The 19518-nt window shown below is 33.6% G+C and carries 20 protein-coding genes; 9 read left to right on the forward strand and 11 right to left on the reverse strand.

Going from position 1 to position 19518, the window contains the following annotated elements; genetic code table 11:
• Positions 1–133: 133 nt before the first annotated feature.
• The 5 genes from SOJ_RS10805 to SOJ_RS10825 form a co-directional block, all read right to left on the reverse strand.
• Positions 134–1378 (reverse strand): Glu/Leu/Phe/Val family dehydrogenase, encoded by a 1245-nt coding sequence (locus SOJ_RS10805; protein WP_002508134.1) that lies wholly within the window; start codon positions 1376–1378, stop codon positions 134–136.
• Between the two features lie 110 nt (positions 1379–1488).
• Complete coding sequence (locus SOJ_RS10810) at positions 1489–2679, reverse strand: ornithine--oxo-acid transaminase (RefSeq protein WP_002508135.1); 1191 nt, start codon at positions 2677–2679, stop codon at positions 1489–1491.
• A gap of 578 nt (positions 2680–3257) precedes the next feature.
• Entirely contained in the window at positions 3258–4391 is a 1134-nt protein-coding gene (locus tag SOJ_RS10815; RefSeq protein WP_002508136.1) for an NADH-dependent flavin oxidoreductase, read from the reverse strand.
• A gap of 169 nt (positions 4392–4560) precedes the next feature.
• A complete protein-coding gene (gene ygs / locus SOJ_RS10820) occupies positions 4561–4962 on the reverse strand; it encodes a S1 domain-containing post-transcriptional regulator Ygs (protein ID WP_002508137.1) in 402 nt (133 codons plus the stop codon).
• A 391-nt stretch (positions 4963–5353) separates the two neighbouring features.
• Positions 5354–5956: a peptidylprolyl isomerase gene (locus SOJ_RS10825; protein WP_002508138.1), complete on the reverse strand. Its 603-nt coding sequence runs from the start codon at positions 5954–5956 to the stop codon at positions 5354–5356.
• Positions 5957–6023: 67 nt separating this feature from the next.
• Here SOJ_RS10825 and kapB point away from each other — a divergent pair, with 67 nt between their 5' ends.
• The 9 genes from kapB (at position 6024) to SOJ_RS10870 (ending at position 13655) form a co-directional block, all read left to right on the forward strand.
• Complete coding sequence (gene kapB, locus SOJ_RS10830; RefSeq protein ID WP_002508139.1) at positions 6024–6404, forward strand: sporulation phosphorelay system protein KapB; 381 nt, start codon at positions 6024–6026, stop codon at positions 6402–6404.
• A gap of 126 nt (positions 6405–6530) precedes the next feature.
• On the forward strand, positions 6531–8948 hold the full coding sequence (locus SOJ_RS10835) for a Na+/H+ antiporter subunit A (protein ID WP_002512224.1): 2418 nt from the start codon (positions 6531–6533) through the stop codon (positions 8946–8948).
• The gene (locus tag SOJ_RS10840; protein WP_002512223.1) at positions 8929–9357 is read left to right on the forward strand and encodes a Na(+)/H(+) antiporter subunit B; all 429 of its coding nucleotides are present in this window, start codon (positions 8929–8931) and stop codon (positions 9355–9357) included. The genes SOJ_RS10835 and SOJ_RS10840 overlap by 20 nt, the downstream gene beginning before the upstream one ends.
• Positions 9357–9704: a Na+/H+ antiporter Mnh1 subunit C gene (mnhC1, locus tag SOJ_RS10845; RefSeq protein WP_002508142.1), complete on the forward strand. Its 348-nt coding sequence runs from the start codon at positions 9357–9359 to the stop codon at positions 9702–9704. Before SOJ_RS10840 ends, mnhC1 begins: the two co-directional genes overlap by 1 nt.
• Positions 9691–11187, forward strand: a complete 1497-nt coding sequence (locus tag SOJ_RS10850; RefSeq protein WP_002508143.1) for a Na+/H+ antiporter subunit D — start codon at positions 9691–9693, stop codon at positions 11185–11187. Before mnhC1 ends, SOJ_RS10850 begins: the two co-directional genes overlap by 14 nt.
• A 1-nt stretch (position 11188) precedes the next feature.
• A complete protein-coding gene (locus tag SOJ_RS10855; RefSeq protein WP_002508144.1) occupies positions 11189–11668 on the forward strand; it encodes a Na+/H+ antiporter subunit E in 480 nt (159 codons plus the stop codon).
• Complete coding sequence (locus SOJ_RS10860; protein WP_031266039.1) at positions 11668–11961, forward strand: Na(+)/H(+) antiporter subunit F1; 294 nt, start codon at positions 11668–11670, stop codon at positions 11959–11961. The genes SOJ_RS10855 and SOJ_RS10860 overlap by 1 nt, the downstream gene beginning before the upstream one ends.
• Positions 11939–12295: a Na+/H+ antiporter subunit G1 gene (locus SOJ_RS10865; RefSeq protein ID WP_002508146.1), complete on the forward strand. Its 357-nt coding sequence runs from the start codon at positions 11939–11941 to the stop codon at positions 12293–12295. Before SOJ_RS10860 ends, SOJ_RS10865 begins: the two co-directional genes overlap by 23 nt.
• A gap of 184 nt (positions 12296–12479) precedes the next feature.
• On the forward strand, positions 12480–13655 hold the full coding sequence (locus tag SOJ_RS10870) for an NAD(P)-binding domain-containing protein (RefSeq protein ID WP_002508147.1): 1176 nt from the start codon (positions 12480–12482) through the stop codon (positions 13653–13655).
• Positions 13656–13676: 21 nt separating this feature from the next.
• Here SOJ_RS10870 and SOJ_RS10875 read toward each other — a convergent pair whose 3' ends face one another.
• From SOJ_RS10875 to SOJ_RS10900, 6 genes are all read right to left on the reverse strand, one after another.
• On the reverse strand, positions 13677–14054 hold the full coding sequence (locus tag SOJ_RS10875) for a hotdog fold thioesterase (RefSeq protein WP_002508148.1): 378 nt from the start codon (positions 14052–14054) through the stop codon (positions 13677–13679).
• Positions 14055–14084: 30 nt separating this feature from the next.
• Positions 14085–15401: a Na+/H+ antiporter family protein gene (locus tag SOJ_RS10880; RefSeq protein WP_002508149.1), complete on the reverse strand. Its 1317-nt coding sequence runs from the start codon at positions 15399–15401 to the stop codon at positions 14085–14087.
• A 250-nt stretch (positions 15402–15651) separates the two neighbouring features.
• Entirely contained in the window at positions 15652–17130 is a 1479-nt protein-coding gene (locus tag SOJ_RS10885) for a M17 family metallopeptidase (RefSeq protein ID WP_002508150.1), read from the reverse strand.
• A 194-nt stretch (positions 17131–17324) separates the two neighbouring features.
• Positions 17325–18533, reverse strand: coding sequence for an NAD(P)/FAD-dependent oxidoreductase (locus tag SOJ_RS10890; protein ID WP_002508151.1), 1209 nt, complete (start codon positions 18531–18533; stop codon positions 17325–17327).
• 236 nt (positions 18534–18769) lie between these two features.
• Positions 18770–19129 carry a HesB/IscA family protein gene (locus tag SOJ_RS10895; RefSeq protein ID WP_002508152.1) on the reverse strand — a complete coding sequence of 120 codons (360 nt, stop codon included), beginning with the start codon at positions 19127–19129 and terminating at the stop codon, positions 18770–18772.
• Positions 19130–19141: 12 nt separating this feature from the next.
• Complete coding sequence (locus SOJ_RS10900; protein WP_002508153.1) at positions 19142–19378, reverse strand: YuzB family protein; 237 nt, start codon at positions 19376–19378, stop codon at positions 19142–19144.
• Positions 19379–19518 lie beyond the last annotated feature (140 nt).

Below are 19518 nucleotides of genomic sequence, written 5' to 3' on the forward strand. Positions count from 1 at the left end.
TTTGAAAGGAAGTTTCTCCTAAAAATGAACTCGTAATAAATAGAAAGTACCCACTATTAAAAATTAATAGTGGGTACTTTCTATTTTATCTAAATTAATAACTATTTAAACCATTTATACTCTATTTTACGTTTTATGCCCAACCACGATAACGAGCTGCCTCTGCAGTACGTTTAATACCAACGATAAACGCAGCTAAACGCATATCAATTTTTCTATTTTGTGATAATTCATAAATTGTATCAAAAGCAGTTATAAGTTTTTCACGTAATTTAGTGTTTACTTCTTCTTCTGTCCAATAATAACCTTGATTATTTTGTACCCATTCGAAGTATGAAACAGTTACGCCACCAGCACTTGCTAATACATCAGGAACAAGTAGAATGCCACGTTCAGTTAAGATACGTGTTGCTGCTGGTGTAGTTGGGCCATTAGCAGCCTCAACCACGATATCAGCTTTAATATCTGCTGCATTATCTTCAGTAATTTGATTTGTAATTGCTGCCGGAATCAGCACATCACAATCAAGTTCGAACAATTCTTTATTTGAAATTGTTTCTTCAAATAAATTTGTTACTGTTCCGAAACTATCTCTTCTGTCTAACAGATAGTCAATATCTAAACCTTCTGGGTCATGTAATGCACCATAAGCGTCTGAGATACCAACAATTTTTGCACCCATGTCGTACAAGAATTTCGCTAAGAAACTACCTGCGTTCCCGAAACCTTGAATTACCATACGTGCACCTTTTAAGTCTAGCCCTCTTCTTTTTGCAGCTTGCTCAATGGCAATTACTACACCTAAAGCTGTTGAACGATCACGGCCTTGTGAACCGCCTAAAACAATTGGTTTACCAGTAATGAAACCTGGTGAATTGAATTTGTCTAATGAACTATATTCATCCATCATCCACGCCATAATTTGAGAGTTTGTAAATACGTCTGGTGCTGGAATATCTTTAGTTGGTCCAACGAATTGAGAAATTGAGCGCACATACCCACGAGATAGACGTTCTACTTCATGAATGCTCATTTGTCTTGGATCACAAATGATTCCACCTTTACCTCCGCCGTACGGTAAATCCACTATGCCACATTTCAATGTCATCCACATTGATAGGGCCTTAACTTCTTCTTCATCAACATCTGGATGGAAACGAACTCCACCTTTTGTTGGTCCAACAGCATCATTATGCTGTGCACGATAACCAGTAAATGTTTTAACAGTACCATCATCCATACGGACAGGAATTCGAACTTCAAGGAATCTTAAAGGTTCCTTTACTAAATCATACATACCATCGTCAAATCCCAGTTTATGCAATGCTTCTTTAATAATTTGTTGCGTAGAAGTAACTAAATTATTATTCTCAGTCATGATTCATTTCGCCTCTTTTTCGTAACTAATGATTTCGCTTTCATGATAATTGTAACATAACATTTCGCTTTTTAAAGAGTTTTCAAAACTTATATTTTTTAACTATAAATTTACTCGAAAACGCTTCTTACTTTGTCTAATGCAAAGTCTAATTCTTCTTTTGAAATAATAAGTGGTGGAGCAAAACGGATCACAGTGTCATGAGTTTCTTTACATAATAACCCTTTTTCTTTTAATGCTTCACAATAAGGTCTCGCATCTTCATTTAATTCAATTCCGATAAATAAACCGCGACCACGAACTTCTTTAATTGCAGGGTGATCTATTTTTTCTAGTTCAGATTTGAAATAATTTCCTAATTCTAATGAACGTCCTGGTAAATCTTCGTCGATAATAACATCTAATGCAGCATTTGAAACTGCACAAGCTAATGGGTTACCACCAAATGTAGAACCGTGAGACCCAGGTGAAAACACACCTAATACTTCTTCGTCTGCTAATACGACTGAAATTGGTAATACGCCGCCGCCTAATGCTTTACCTAAAATGTATACGTCTGGTTTAACGTCATCCCAGTCTGTAGCAAACAATTTACCTGAACGACCTAAACCAGCTTGGATTTCATCGGCAATAAATAAGACATTATGTTCATCACATAATTCTCTAATTGCTTTTAAGTAACCTTCTGGTGGAACATTGATTCCAGCTTCCCCTTGGATTGGTTCAATTAAAATTGCAGCAGTATTTTCGTTGATTGCGCCTTTAACAGCTTCAATATCTCCAAAATCAACTTTATTAAATCCTTCTAATAATGGACCATATCCACGTTGATATTCAGGTTCTGATGATAACGATACTGGAGCCATAGTACGACCATGGAAGTTACCATTGAATGCAATTACTTCTGCTTTATCTGGTTCTATATTTTTAACATCGTAAGCCCAACGACGTGCAGCTTTTAACGCAGTTTCAACCGCTTCAGCACCTGTGTTCATTGGCAATGCTTTTTCTTTACCTGAAAGTTTACAAATTTTTTCATACCATTCGCCTAGATTATCACTATGGAATGCACGAGACACTAAAGTAACTTTATCTGCCTGGTCTTTCAATGCTTGAATAATCTTTGGATGTCTGTGACCTTGGTTTACAGCTGAATACGCAGATAGCATATCCATATATTTATTACCTTCGGGATCTTTAACCCAAACACCTTCTGCTTCCGATATAACGATTGGAAGTGGCACATAGTTTTGTGCTCCATAATGATTTGTTACTTCTATGATTTCTTTTGATCTTGACATGATATCTCCCCTTTGAAAATATTTAAGAGTCTTTTTTAACTCTAAAACGATACTTGTTCATAGCATAACGTATTTAGAGTTCAACTGAAACCATTTTCTAAAACTACTCATTTCATGCGACTTATAAGCTGATACATCAACAAAAATCAAGCTTTAAACATATCTTTAAACTACTCGATTTATATGTAAGCCCTTACATATATAATGGCATAATTACCTATGTTTATACAAGATAATTTTGTCTGATTTAAAAAATAAAATATCGTTTATTATTTTTACATAAAATTGTATATTCAATCATAAATTCATGCATTATAACAGTGGATAAATTAATAAATATACACTGTTATTTACTCGTAATTATATATAATTACTAATGAATAATACCTTGCCCAATATCTACTAGTTTGATGAAGCCATAATAATAATTGTTATTTTTAAATTATTTTTCCGAATTTTTCGTTTTATTTCATCTATAAGCTGCTAATATTTTACTTTTATCTATAAATAAAAAAGTAGCATATCAATCACAATATCTTTGGAAAATTGTGATAATACACTACTTGATGTTCTATATACTATTTATTATCTGTTCTTGGAAGTGGGTAGAAACCTTTATTAAACTGTTCCCATAATTTTGGTGGTAAATGATGCTTGTCTTTTCTATTTGGATCAAAATGAGAAATAATTTGATCTTCTTCACCGTTTTTAATTTTACTAACAAAATTGTGATCTAATAAGATTTCTCTACCTAAAGCTACAAGTTCTACATTTGTTGATTCAATCGCTTCAATTGCTTGTTCCGCAGTAAATATTGAACCAATACCAACAAGTGGCATACGACCATTAATCCATTGTAATAACAATTTAATACGTTCTTGACCTTTATATTGTCCTTCACGCGTTTTTGAATGTATATCCATCAATGAAACGTGTAAATAGTCTAATGGTTTTTCAATTAAATGTTTTACTAACGTTTCTGTAATTTCCATGCTTATACCCGGTGTTTCTGCTTCTTCAGGTGAAAATCTATATCCAACGATAAAATCTTTATTCCCGTGACGTTTAACTGTTTCTGTCACTTCATCAACAACTGCATTTGCGAATTTATAAGGATCTTCGCCCCATTCATCATTACGACGGTTGTAATAAGGTGAGACAAATTGATGGATTAAATAGTGGTTAGCACCATGAATTTCTACGCCATCAAAACCAGCTTCAATCACTCTTCGTGTCGCTTCACCAAACGCTTTAATTGTTTTTTCTATTTCTTCAACAGTGATTTCACGTGCATGATGTTCTTCTTGTTCTCCAAAACTTTTTAATGAAATTGGACTCGGTGCAGCTACATCTCCATTAGGAGTTAAATTAGGTAATGCCTGGGCACCACCATGATGGATTTGAACGACAGCTTTAGATCCATTTTTCTTCATTGCCTCAGCTAATCGTTTCAACCCTTCTAAATTTGAATCATGTGCTACAGAAGGTTGTCCAGGAAATGCTTTACCTAAATCTGTTACATTACTAGCAGCAGAAATAGCTAATCCCACATCTTTTGAACGTTGTTCCATATATACTACTTCTTCATTTGAAATCGACCCATCATCATTAGAAGATACGTGTGTTAGCGGAGCTAAGACAAATCTATTTTCTAATACAACTTTATTAGGTAATGTGAGCTTTTCAAATAATGGTTGAAATTTTTTATCCATTACAATTATTCCTCCTAAGTAAAATACCATATCGCTTTTTTTCACACTATTTGAGTGCTTGTTAATTCTAACTACCTAAACTATAAAGATAAATAAATATGCTCACGCATGTAATTTTTGATTATATCTTCTTCACAATAAAAAAATACTGACATTTCTTATCGAAATGTCAGTATCTTGTTAAAGATGTTTTTTCATCTTTAATAGCGTTTTTGGACTGTTTAATCCAAACCGGCAAGCGTTCTTTAATTGTTTGAAACCCATATTTTTCGGTTTCTTTAATTTCATCTAATACTGATTGCTTTTCCTTCTTACGTTCATAATTTTTAAAATAGTCATTATCTTTTAAAGAAAGATTCAGTTTACCTTCATCATCAATTGAAATCACTTTCGCTCTTACAATTTGTCCTTCTGATAAAAACTTTTTCAAATTATGGACGTAATCATCCATAATTTCGGATATGTGGATTAATCCTTCAGCATTGTCCGGGGTTTCTACAAAAGCGCCATACGGTTGAATACCAGTCACACGAACTTTGATATGTTGACCTACTGTATAGTGATTATTCAACGTGATAACCCCTTATTTCGTTTTACTTAACACTATTATAATAGCATAAATTATAACTTGGTACTAACATTTAATAGAAAAATTTCACATTTTATATATTCCATACAATAATTCAACAAAATAAAAACCTGAACCTTCTATGTATAGCAAGTATCTACTCTCATTTAACACTTAAAATTGCTAGACTATAAAAAATTCATACATAAAAAAGTGTCTACCTATTTTCAATACGTTTAATTACATTGTTAACTTGTAAAGTACTTTCAATAAAAAAACAGGCTCAACTTCACACTCAACATAAAATTACTAAATTGGGTGTTCGATTGAACCTGTTTTATATATTATATTTTATATTCTGCTTATAATTGCAAAACTATCATTTCTTACTCGCTTACTTTTGGTTTTCTTCGATATCAATTGAATCAATTGTAATATCATGTACTGGTTTATCTTGAGGGCCTACTTTTGTATTTGCAATGTCTTCTAATGTTGCTTTCCCATCTATTAATTGACCAAAAACTGTATGTTTTTGATCTAACCAAGGTGTACCACCATTTTCACCGTATGCTTTAACAATCGGTTCTGGCCAACCACCATCTGCTAATTGATTTAGCATTGATTCAGGTACTTCTGTCATTTGGACAATGAAGAATTGAGATCCATTTGTATTTGGACCAGAGTTTGCCATCGATAAAGCACCATATAAATTAAATGCTTCAAGTGAGAACTCATCTTCGAATGCGCCACCATAAATACTTTCGCCACCCATGCCACTTGCTGTTGGGTCTCCGCCTTGTACCATAAAATCATTAATTACACGGTGGAAAGTCACACCATTATAATAACCATTTTTAGCATGTGTTACAAAGTTTTCCACTGTTTTTGGTGCCACGTCAGGTAATAATTTAAATGTCATATCTCCTTTATTTGTGTGTAATACTATTTTAATTTCGTTACCGTTTATTTCTGAATTTAACTGAGGATAGTTCGTCATTTTTATTCTCCATTTCATGTTAAGATGATATATGTATTCTAACACAAATGAAGGGATGTATTGAATTATGTTATATCGTTTTGCACATAAAACTGGAAGTTACGGTGTCATAATAAAGGAAGAAGATGAAAATCAAGTCTTAGTACAAGTGGAACAAGTTATCAAACACCCAAAACAAGGTGATTTACATAGCCCAACTGAAACTGAAAATGTATTTTTTCATGAGCGTAAAGCGTTAAGTCATTTTGAAAAGCGCTATACAACTAAATCGCATCTTAAATCATTCACAGAAGACGAATTACCTTATGAACAATCACTACAACAAGCAATCACTAAACTGGAACTTAAATTAAAAGATCAGGATACGTTACATGCAAAGAAATCACTCGAGAATTTACAGCAACTTAAGAAAGATTACGCAATTCAATATAAACAAAATTTTGAATAAAAATACTGCGTTTCTTCTTATTTAAATAAACATTAAATTCATGTGCTTCATGGGTTAGCCATGTTTTTCAGAATAGTCTAATTCATGTATAATAACCTTATACTATTTTTAAAGGAGGATAAAATAATGAGTTTGTTACATATAGCGGTTCTTCTACCGTTAATATTTGCACTCATTATTCCATTTGTATATCGGTTTCATAAACGAATACATTTAGGATGGTTTGTGTTACCTATCCCCGTCGTCTTATTTATATATTTCCTCTCATATATTTCTACAACCATGTCAGGGAATACCGTAATGCAGAAAGCAAACTGGATGCCTCATTTTGGTATGAATTTCGATTTATATGTTGATGGTCTGGGATTACTATTCAGTTTGTTAATAACTGGCATTGGTAGTTTAATCGTACTATATTCTATAAGTTATTTAAGTCGACAAGAGCAATTAGGGAATTTTTATTGTTATCTCTTGCTCTTTATGGGTGCAATGTTAGGTGTTGTTTTATCTGATAATATTATTATGTTATATCTATTTTGGGAGTTAACTTCATTTTCTAGTTTTCTACTCATATCATTTTGGCGTGACAAACAAGCATCTATTTACGGTGCTCAAAAATCAATGCTTGTCACTGTCTTTGGTGGCTTGTCACTACTGGGTGGTCTTATTCTATTATCACTCGCAGGTGGCTCTACAAGCATTCAAGAACTTATTGGAAATGCATCTGAAATCCAAACAAGTCCGTATTTCATTTTATCAATGATATTCGTATTAATTGGTGCGATGACAAAATCTGCTCAAGTTCCATTTTACGTTTGGTTACCGGATGCAATGGAAGCGCCAACGCCGGTCAGTGCCTACTTACACTCAGCTACAATGGTTAAAGCGGGTCTTTACTTAGTAGCACGTATGACACCCATCTTTGCACTTTCGCAAGGTTGGATTTGGACAGTAACTGCTGTCGGTTTAATTACTCTATTTTGGGCGTCATTAAACGCTACAAAACAACAAGATTTAAAAGGTATCTTAGCATTTTCTACCGTTTCACAACTTGGTATGATTATGTCTATGTTAGGTATAGGTGCAGTAAGTTATCATTTTGAAGGTGCTGAAAGTCAACTTTATGTTGCTGCGTTCACCGCTGCTGTGTTCCATCTTATAAATCACGCTACATTTAAAGGTGCGTTATTTATGATTGCTGGTGCCATTGACCATAGTACAGGTACTCGTGATGTAAAAAAATTAGGTGGATTGCTAACAGTAATGCCTATTTCTTTTACAATTACCATAATCACCTCACTCAGTATGGCAGGGGTGCCACCGTTTAACGGTTTCCTTTCTAAAGAGAAGTTCTTGGAAAGTATGATTGAGGTCACAAACGTAAACTTATTTAGTTTAAATACGCTTGGCTTATTAATTCCAATCATAGCAATTATCGGTAGTATATTTACATTTGTATATTCTATAAGATTTATTGGCCAAATCTTCTTAGGTAGCCATAAATCAGATGCTTTACCGAAAAAAGCACATGAAGCTTCTATACTAATGTTGTTTTCACCAGCTATTTTAGCAATATTAGTTATTGTATTTGGGTTCTTCCCTTCTATATTAACGGGATCAATTATTGAACCTGCTGTTAATTCAATTAGTCAAAGTACTGGAACGCATGCAGAATTCCATATGTTCCATGGTTTTACACCAGCATTTTTCTCTACCATTGGTATATATATTGTTGGTATATTGCTAATTTTATCGTTTGGCTATTGGGTGCGCTTATTACGCGCACATCCTACAAAACTTACAATCAATTACTGGTATGATAAGTTCGGTAATGATTCGCCAGGTTACTCAAGTAAGTTCACAAATGCTTATGTGACTGGTTTTACACGTAACAACTTAGTAATTATATTTATTTCTTTAATTTTAATTACTTTAGCTACATTATTAGTCACACCATTTGGTATTAACTTTAAAGACGTGAGTGAAGTACGTCCATTTGAATTAATCATAGTGGTACTTATAATTACATCAGCTTCTATGATTATATTTGCACGTTCACGACTGTTCAGCATCATTATGGCAAGTGCTGTAGGTTATTCTGTCGCTATATTCTTTATATTCTTTGGCGCACCAGACTTAGCCTTAACACAGTTTATAGTTGAATCAATTTCTACAGCGTTATTCTTATTGTGTTTCTATCACTTACCAAACTTAAACAGACATAAAGAGACGCGTTCATTCAAACTTGTAAATGTTTTAATTTCTATTGGTGTGGGTGCAGTCGTAACTGTACTTGGTTTAATCGCTTATGGTAACCGACATTTTAGCTCTATTTCTGAATTCTACAAAGAGCATGTATATGACTTAGCACACGGTACAAATATGGTTAACGTTATACTTGTCGATTTCCGTGGTACCGATACTTTATTCGAATCTGCGGTGCTTGGAATCGCTGGTTTAGGTGTTTATACAATGATTAAACTTCGTACAAGTAATAAAACAAATGACGAAGGAGGTAAAAACATTGAAAAGACAGAAGAATAATATAATCTTTCAATATTCAGCTGTTGTTATCTTCTTCCTCATCGTAATGTTTGGTTTATCTTTATTTTTGGCAGGACATTACACACCAGGTGGTGGCTTCGTAGGTGGACTGTTATTAGCCAGTGCGCTTGTCATCATCACTGTGGCTTTTGATATTAAAACTATGAAAAAAATCTTTCCTTGGGATTTCAAAATATTAATAGGCATTGGTTTGCTATTTTGTATAGCAACACCTATGGCGAGTTGGTTTTATAGTAAAAACTTCTTCACGCACACACCGTTTGAAATACCTTTAGGAATATTACAACCGATAGAAATGCACACAGCAACATTCTTTGACTTAGGCGTACTGTTTGCGGTTGTCGGTACCATAATGACTATAATCTTATCGATTGGAGAGGATGAGTAATGGAAATAGTAATGATATTTGTTTGTGGTATCCTCACAGCAATGAGCGTCTACCTCATTCTTTCTAAGAGTTTGATACGTATCATTATTGGGAGTACCCTTTTAACACACTCTGCCAACTTATTTTTAATTACAATGGGTGGGTTGAAAAAAGGTGAAGTACCGATATTTGAAAAAGATATTACTTCATATGTAGATCCGCTACCACAAGCGTTAATTTTAACAGCTATTGTAATTTCATTTTCTGTAACAGCTTTCTTCTTAGTACTTGCCTTTAGAAGTTATAAAGAGTTAGGAACTGACAACGTAGAAAGTATGAAAGGAGTGCTAGATGATGATCGAGAGTAATCTCATTATTTCACTACTCGTCATACCAATGTTAACTATTATTGCACTTGTGTTCATTGGTAAGCGCCCTATTATTAAACGATACGTTGCACTAAGCGGGACAGCTGTCACATTAATTTTTGCATTTATAAACTTAAACAACGTATTAAAGAATGGGATTATAACTTTAGAACTTGGTTCATGGGAAGCTCCATATAGTATTGTATTAGTACTCGATATATTTAGTATCCTTCTCGTGATTTCAAGTTTAATCGTAACAATGCTAATTATTTTATATTCTTATCAATCAGTGGGCATAGAACGTGAAACGTATTACTACTACTTCGCAGTAATGTTCATGCTAACAGGTGTCATAGGTTCATTTATCACAGGTGATATTTTTAACTTATTCGTATTCTTTGAAGTATTCTTACTGGCATCTTATATTCTATTAGTTATCGGTGGTACGAAAGTACAATTAAGTGAAACAATAAAATATGTACTTATAAATGTTACATCATCCGCTTTCTTTGTTATTGCGGTAGCAATGCTCTACTCGGTAGTTGGTACGTTAAATTTAGCCGATATTGGTGAAAAATTAGGACAACTACCTGCTGCTGATACTGGGATTGTAAATATCATATTCATCATGTTTATCTTTGTATTTGCAACAAAAGCCGGCGTTTTTCCAATGTACATTTGGCTACCAGGCGCTTATTACGCCCCACCAATTGCAATCATTGCCTTTTTCGGTGCATTATTAACAAAAGTTGGTGTCTATGCAATTGCCAGAACATCAAGTCTATTCATTCATGATACATCAAGCTTTCCGTTCTACATTATTCTTTTCTTAGCATTATTAACCATTATTTTTGGTTGTGTAGGTGCAGTGAGTTATTTTGATACTAAGAAAATTATTATCTACAATATTATGATTGCTGTCGGCGTAATTTTAGTCGGTGTAGCTATGATGACCCAAACTGGTATGATGGGTGCTATTTATTACACGTTACATGATATGTTAATTAAAGCAGCACTGTTTTTCTTAATTGGTGTTATGTACAAAATTACTAAAACGCATGACTTACGTAAGTACAGTGGTCTCATTAAAGACTATCCAGTTTTAGGTTGGACATTCTTTATTGCAGCGCTTAGCTTAGCAGGCATACCACCACTAAGTGGTTTTTATGGTAAATTTTATATTGTACAGGCTACCTTCGAAAAAGGTTTCTATTTAAGTGGTATTGTCATACTGCTTTCAAGTCTTGTTGTACTTTATTCCGTTATTCGCATATTCTTACAAGGATTCTTTGGCGAATCAAAAGGATATAAAATCAATCCTAAATTACAATATAAAGGTATACTTGCGATTGCTATTGTATCAGTTGTAATTTCAGTACTTTTCGGATTATCTGCAGACTTTCTACATCCAATTATAAAAGATGCTGCAGAGGCGTTCTATGATCCAAGTGTTTATATCGATGGCGTATTGGGGGGAAAATAATATGGCAGTCCAAATATTAGTAAATTTACTTTTATCCGTTTTTTGGTTGTTTGTAACAGGGAGTTATACTTTTAATAACTTTATACTAGGCTACTTATTTGCCCTATTATTAGTATACCTAATGCGTGGTATTTTACCTGGAAGGTTTTATATTATTACAGTTTATAAAATAATTAAACTTTGTTTTGTTTTCATTATAGAATTAATAAAAGCAAATATAGATGTGATACGTATTATTATTAAACCTAAGATGGACAATAAACCAGCATTTTTCACTTATAATACTGACTTGAAAACAGACTGGGAAATTGCGTTATTATCTAATTTAATAACTTTAACACCTGGTACAGTAGTGTTGGGTATAAGTGATGATCGTACTGAAATTTATATACATTGTATTGATTTTAGTACTAAAGAGGAGGAAGTGGACGGTATTAAATCCTCCCTTGAAAAAGTCGTTAGAGAGGTAGGCGAAAAATGATGAACTACAATATAATCTTAATTATCGCATTAGTCATCGTAGCGTTGTCTATGTTAGGTATGCTTGTGCGTGTAATCTTAGGTCCTTCTCTAGCTGACCGCGTTGTTGCACTTGATGCAATAGGTATTCAACTTATGGCCATCGTCGCATTATTCAGTGTGTTCTTAGGCACTAAATATTTAATGGTCGTCATCCTATTAATCGGCATTTTAGCATTCTTAGGTACAGCAGTATTTGCGAAATATATGGATAAAGGTAAGGTGATTGAATATGATAACGACGATCGTCATTAGTATCGCACTTATTTTAGTTATCCTTGGTTCACTCATCAGTGCACTTGCAGCGATTGGACTCTTACGTTTAGATGATGTCTATTCAAGGGCACATGCTGCTGGTAAGGCAGCTACATTAGGAGCTATGTTATTAATTAGTGGTGTATTCTTGTTCTTTATTGGACGTGAAGGCTACGCAAGTATGCAGTTACTTATTGGTATATTATTTATCTTAATTACCGGTCCATTATCAAGCCACCTCATTGTTAAAGCTGCATATAATTTAGATACACCCGCTTCAAAACGAACAAAACGTAACGATTTAAAAGATGAGTTAAAAGATACAAAAATCTAATATAAATTGCTTTTCCCTATATTATGAAACACTCAGCTATCATTAAATAGCTGAGTGTTTTTTTATAATTTATAGACACAGATTAAGATAATTTTAACCAGTATGTTCATTTCTATTTGTCATAGATAAAAATTAATGATATATTAAATCGTAATCATTTCGTTTTAAAGGAGATTTAATACTTATGACAACTTGGACAATTATCGGTGGTGGTTTGCATGCTGCTACAATAGCTATCAAACTAAGATCGAAGGGGTTAAAAAGTGACCGTTTAAAAATTATAGACCCACATCATAATCTCTGCGAACAATTCAATAATTATACTAAACGTATAGACATGCCCTATTTACGTTCCCCATGTGTACATCATGTTCATCCTAACCCATTTCATTTGAGACAATATGCTAAGAAAATGCACTACACACATCCAGCTTATGGTCCCTACAAACGACCAAACCGTGATATGTTTATGGATCATACGCATGAGCTTATTCATCACTTTGAATTAAACCAAAGTCATATACAAAGTTATGTCAATAAAATAGAAAAAGACGACAAGCAATGGTTAATACAATTAAGCAATAATGAATGGATACATACAGATAATTTAATCATTGCTTTTGGCTGTAATCATGAACCATACACGCCTAAACTGTTTGTACAACAACCCGATATATCACATGTGTTCGATAACGATGAATCCTATTATCAGGAAACTTCACATGTCGTTGGTAGTGGTATATCAGCTGCACATTTATGCTTAAGACTATTAAAAGAAAATAACAATAAAATTCACTTGTGGACGAATAAACACATAGATGTACATGATTTTGATGCAGACCCAGGATGGCTCGGTCCTAAAAATATGACTTCTTTTAATGCCATTGAATCTTCTGAACAAAGATTTGATATTATTAAACGCGAGCGACATAGAGGATCTATGCCTAAAGAACTAGAATTAAGGCTTAAAAAGTACACCAAACAAAACAGATTGAATATGCATATCAATGAACTTACAGATATTCAACAACATCATATTTGCACTGAAAAGTATTGCTTGCGCTATGATCATATTTTATTAGCTACAGGGTTTAAAGAATCAATCATGCAGCAGCCCATTATTAAGCACCTTACGAATCACTTCCAAGCCCCTATAACATCCTGCGGCTTGCCATATATTTCTCCAACCTTAGAATGGTTACCTAACCTCTTTGTCACAGGTGGTTTAGCTGATTTAGTGCTTGGACCATTTGCACGCAATATTATGGGCGGACGTGAAGCAGCACTTCGTATTGCAGAAGCTTATGATGAAATTGAAAATAAAAGCAAATCAAAAAGCGCTATAAAGTTAAATAATTAACTTTATAGCGCTTTTTGATTATTAACGTTTCAGAGGCTTTATAGCAATTGTTCCGCGCATGACACAAATTAATCTATCTGTATCATCTTTAATATCTATATTCCAGACCTGTGTTGTCTTACCCTCATGTATGATAGATGCTGTTGCGTAAATTGTACCCTCTGTAGTAGATCCAATATGATTTGCATTCATTTCTAATCCTAATGGTACATATTGAGTCGTATCGATTAAATATGCCGCACCCATAGAACAAGCTGTCTCTCCTAATGCTAAACTCGCACCACCATGTAAATAGCCAAATGGTTGTTTAACTTGATCCGTTACTGGCATAGACATAATTAACAAACCCTGTGCTTCTTTTTCTATTTTCATATTTAACGCTTCTAACATATTGGTCATTGCTGTCACTCCGTTTTCCACTTAATAGCTTTATAGTACCATAGCAGCAATTGTACCGAAAATAATTAACGGTATATTGTAAAACACAAAGTTAGGTATACACGTATCTCTAATGTGATCATGCTGACCATCAACGTCTAATCCAGCAGTTGGGCCAAGTGTTGAATCACTTGCGGGCGAACCAGAATCACCTAACGCACTCGCTGTACCAATTAAAGCTATAAGCCCCATTGTGCTTAATCCTAAAGATTCGCCTAACGGAACAAATAATGTAGCTATAATAGGTATCGTAGCAAATGATGAGCCAATACCTAACGTGACAACTAATCCAATCAAATACATTACGATAATACTTATAAGTTTATTATCTCCTATGACACCACTTATGCCATTCACTAACTTAGAAATGTCACCTGTTTCATTCATCACACCCGCAAAACCATTTGCAGATAAAATAACGACACCGATAAAGGACATAATTTGTATACCCTCAACAAATTTCTTGTCTAATTCAGTCCATTTATATGCTCTAGAAATAAAGAATACTAAGACACCTGCTAATGCACCAAAGATCATTGAATCAGTAAGTAATTGTACAAGGAATGTTGCGATAATGGAAACTACTGTAACTATAAGTATATAAGGTTTAATTTCAGTGTGAGTTGTATCTTTTACTTCATCACGTTGTATATATTTTCTTGGCTTTCTATAATAGTATATACCTGCAATCAAGCCGACAATATACCCTATCGATGGTATAAGCATCGATTTCCAAATCATACCCATTTCAATTGGATGATCTGCTTTTGAAAAACCACTTTGAATAATTTGGTGGTAAATTTGTCCAAAACCAAAAGGCATAAGAACATAAGGAAAACATAAACCAAAGCCAATGATGATTGCTATTTGTCTTCTATCGATATTAAGTTCATTAAATAAACTGATTAATGGTGGAATAACGATTGGGATAAATGCAATATGTACAGGAATTAAGTTCTGACTCATTATACTTATCGCTAATAATGCAACAATAATAACAATTTTCACTTTTACTCGTGACATTTTACTATTTTCAGCATGAATAGCATCTATAATTTTATTCACTAAATAATCGGTAATGCCACTATAAGAAATAAGTGCTGCAAAACCACCTAACAAGGCATAACTAAGTGCTACTTCAGCACCATCTACTATATTTTTACCAAATACGGACACAATTTCAGTGATATTCATTCCTGAAATTAAGCCACCTACGAGCGCACCAATAAATAAACTTATCACTACATTTAATCTACATAAACATAAGACAATCATCAGTACGACTGCTATAACTACTGCATTTATCACAAAGCATGACTCCTTTACCACGTTATCGAACTAAAGCATTACGAAATTTATAATATCAATATCCACTTCAATTGTCAATGGCATTTACCCAATGTGTTTCCATATTTTAGCTCATTGGTAATTCATAACCTACTGTCAAATGATTATTACATGTTTTTCATATTATAAATAAAAAAATGGAAAACCCTATAAAATAATTTATGAGTTTTCCATTACAATAATAACAAAATGATTTAAATTACTTTAACATTTACTTTAATGTGCGCAACCATTGAACAATGGTTGGAATTAAATAGCCTGTCGGTCCTTTTGGTCCTTTATATGTGTTGCTTTCAGTTGTTGCAGGCCCTGCAATGTCAAAATGTAAATGAGGTGTCTCACCTGCAAAATGATTAATAAATGTAGCAGCAAACAAAGCTTTTCCATGACCATTCGTATGATTCACTAAATCAGCGACTTCACTTTTACGGATTAAACTTTGTTCTGTAGAGGTCATTGGTAATTCAAAAACATATTCGTCTACTAATTGTGCTTTAGCAATTATAGCCTCAAGCTGGTGTTCTGCGTTATGTTTAAACACTGCAGCTTTATCTTCACCAAGTGCGGCTACAGCTGCGCCGGTTAAAGTTGCAAAATCAAGAATTACTTGTGGCTGAAATTGGTTTGCATAAAATACTGCATCACCTAATACTAAGCGTCCTTCAGCATCCGTATTCAATACTTCAACAGATTCACCGCTTAACGCTGTATAAACATCGTCAGGTTTCATAGCTATTTCATTCACCATATTTTCAGCAGCTGCAATAACCCCTACAATATTTACTTTTAGTTTTAATTGGCGTGCTGCTTCAATCATTGCGATCACATTCGCAGAACCACACATATCATACTTCATCGTTTGCATGCCTATTTTCGGCTTAATAGAATAGCCACCCGAATCGTAAGTAATACCTTTACCTACAAGTGCTATAGGCTCAGCATCCGCATTGCCTCCATTATATGTAAGTGTAATAACTCTAGGACCATGCTTTGAACCTTTACCAACTGCATGTATCAATCCAAAGCCTTCACGTTGTACGGTATCGCTATCTTTAATATCGACAGCAACGTCTGTATCTTTAAAGTGATTTTGAATGCATTCAGCATAATAACCTGGTGTTAATATATTAGGTGGTATATTACTATAATCGCGCGCTAAATTAATCGATGAACCAATAATTAATCCTTGCTTAACAAATGTGTGCACTGCTGAACTTTCTGTATGTATATCTAAATCAAGTTGATAAGGCGGCATTTTATTCGTTTTATAGCCATCAAATTGATACGTTGCTTGTTCACTTTGTTGCCCTAAAATTTCTGCAACCGTATCTATCGTAATTACTTGAGAGCCAAACGTATCAAATAAGAGTGAAGCCTGAGTAATTCTATCTTTTTTTAAATATTGAAATAAGTTGCCAAATACTTTTAAAAAATCACTATAGTTTGTTGTTTTTAAATTGCCTAAACCAACTGTGATGAGTTTTAATTTTTTACCATTTAATGAAAACAGTGTACTAGAAATTGCCCCAACATTTGTATTAATAATTTGATTGCGTTTTAGTTCTTCTAATTTTTCAATTATATTTTCATCTTCTATAGTTAACTCACTAATTTGATTCAAGTGTTCTGGCACACCAACTACTAAAGTTTTATTGTTAATATTAGTATTGCTTTGCATTGTTACTTGCATTGCGCATCCCTCTTTTTCAATTATATTTTTAATGTGTCATTATCTATCCATTATTTTATTAAAAATAATACCACAGTTTATATGGCTTAGCTTAGTGCTTTTTTATTTAATAAAAAGACCTATCTATTTACTAGACAGGTCTTTTTAAGTACAGAATCACATAGTGCATGCGCCTGTATTATTTAATTGCTATATTAAAATTTACCTTTTTTAAATGCTAAGCCGACACCGCCAAGTTTGTATACTGCACGTGTATCGATAACTTTTTTCATGAATGCAGCTTTTTTACCTTGAATATCTTTACCATAAACAACGCCTACACCATCATTAGAACCTAATGAACATACAGTACCACGATCAACATATTCAAATTCTTGAGTTGGTTGACCTTCTAAAATATTTATAATATTTTTAGCAGTCTGTTCACCTTGTTGCATAGCAATTTGCGCAGTTGTTGGTAATGGGCGTTCTTCACCAGCTGGGATAAATGCAGAAACATCACCAATTGCAAAGACATCGTCATAACCTTCTATAGTTAAATCTTGTTTAGTAACGATGCGTCCACGTTTAACACCTTCAAATGATTCTTCCATTAAATTGCTACCACGAACACCAGCAGCCCATACAGCTGTATTAGCTTCTAGTTGTTGCTCTTCATCGTTAACTTTTACTACGAAACCTTTTTCGTTAGCTGCAACGATTGGAGTACCAATTTTGAATTCTACGCCTCTATCTTCTAAGTAACTTACAGCGTGGTTAACTAATTCATCAGAGAACATTGGTAACATTTTTGGAGCAGCTTCGACACAAGTAATTTTAACTTTGCCTTGTTCTACACCATATTTATTACATAATTCAGGGATGCGGTCAGTTAATTCACCTAAGAATTCCACACCAGTAAATCCTGCGCCACCAACAATAATAGCTAAATCTTTGTCATCTTTTTGTTTAGAAGATGCATAGTTAGCAAATTTGTCTTCGATATGACGAGATAATTTACGAGCAGTTAAAACGTTTTCGATTTGGAAAGCATGGTCTTTCATGCCTTTGATACCAAATGTTTCAGTTTCGAAACCTAATGATACAACTAAGATATCGTAATCAAAAATACCAGCGTCAGTTTCTACTTTTTTAGCATTGCGGTCGATTTTTGTAACTTCTGCTTTAACAAAGTTAACTTTGTCTTTGTTTACTACACTTTCAACTGGATATAGTAAATCTTCATAGCTAATCGTACCTGCTGAAGCTTCATGTAACCAAGTAGCTTCATAATGGTAATCATTTTTATTAATTAATGTAACTTCAGCTTCATCTGCTGAAATTTGCTTTTGTAATTTTGTAATAGTTTGTAAACCTGCATAACCCGCGCCTAAAACTAATACTTTTTTACGATCTTGAGCCATTTCATTCACCTAAACTTTCATAATTTTTTTGTTGCCTTAGTCTTTTGCTATACCCTATATTTTAATTAGTAATTCACAAAAAAGACATTTTTTATCCAATACTAATTTTATAGTTTTTATAGCTTATTTTCAAGCGCTAATGCCCATATTGTTTATTATTTCACATAAACTTATAAAAGGCTATAGCTCACCTTGGATATTATGCGAACTATAGCCTTTAAATTTTAAAAATTAAATTAACAATCTTCTGGAGAACCAGCAACTTTGGCTGTTCTAAATGAACTACCGCAACCGCAAGATGCAATTGCGTTTGGATTATCAATTTGGAAACCGCCGCCCATGAGTGACTGTTTGAAATCAATTCTAGTACCATCTAATACAGGTTTGTCATATTTTTCTACAAGTATTTTCAAACCGTGGACTTCCAAGACTTCATCATTTTCACCTGGCTCTGCTTCAGCTGACATACCATAAGTAAGGCCCGTACAACCTCCACCATTTATTTTAATTTTTAAATAACCATCTGCCATATCATTTTGTTGTAACATGTCTTTTACTTCATATGCTGCTGATTCAGTTATTTCAACTACTGCCATTATAATTACCTCCTAAAAAATCCATGTTTCTTCTATATGTGCGTAAATTTTTTGTAATAAGTCATCTGGCGATTCACCTTCAACGATAACACCATTCACTAGTGCGTACAACCCACTTGAACATAGTCCACAATTTTGTAAGCAACCATATTCTAATACGTCTACTTCTGGGTCATTTTCAAGTTGATTATATACGTAGTCCCCGCCTTTCGCTAAATTCGAAATGCAGAACTCAATTATTGGATTCATAATACACCCTCTCATAAATTATCAGTTGAACAATTATAACAAACACTGCACATAGTTGACTACATACTAGCTTATAAAATCCACACTTTTATACTGTCTTATCAACCAGAATAAACAATTGATTATAGATATATAATTAA

Origin of the sequence: Staphylococcus sp. OJ82, from assembly GCF_000294465.1 — a bacterium.
In the GTDB taxonomy this organism is placed as follows: Bacteria; Bacillota; Bacilli; order Staphylococcales; family Staphylococcaceae; genus Staphylococcus; species Staphylococcus equorum.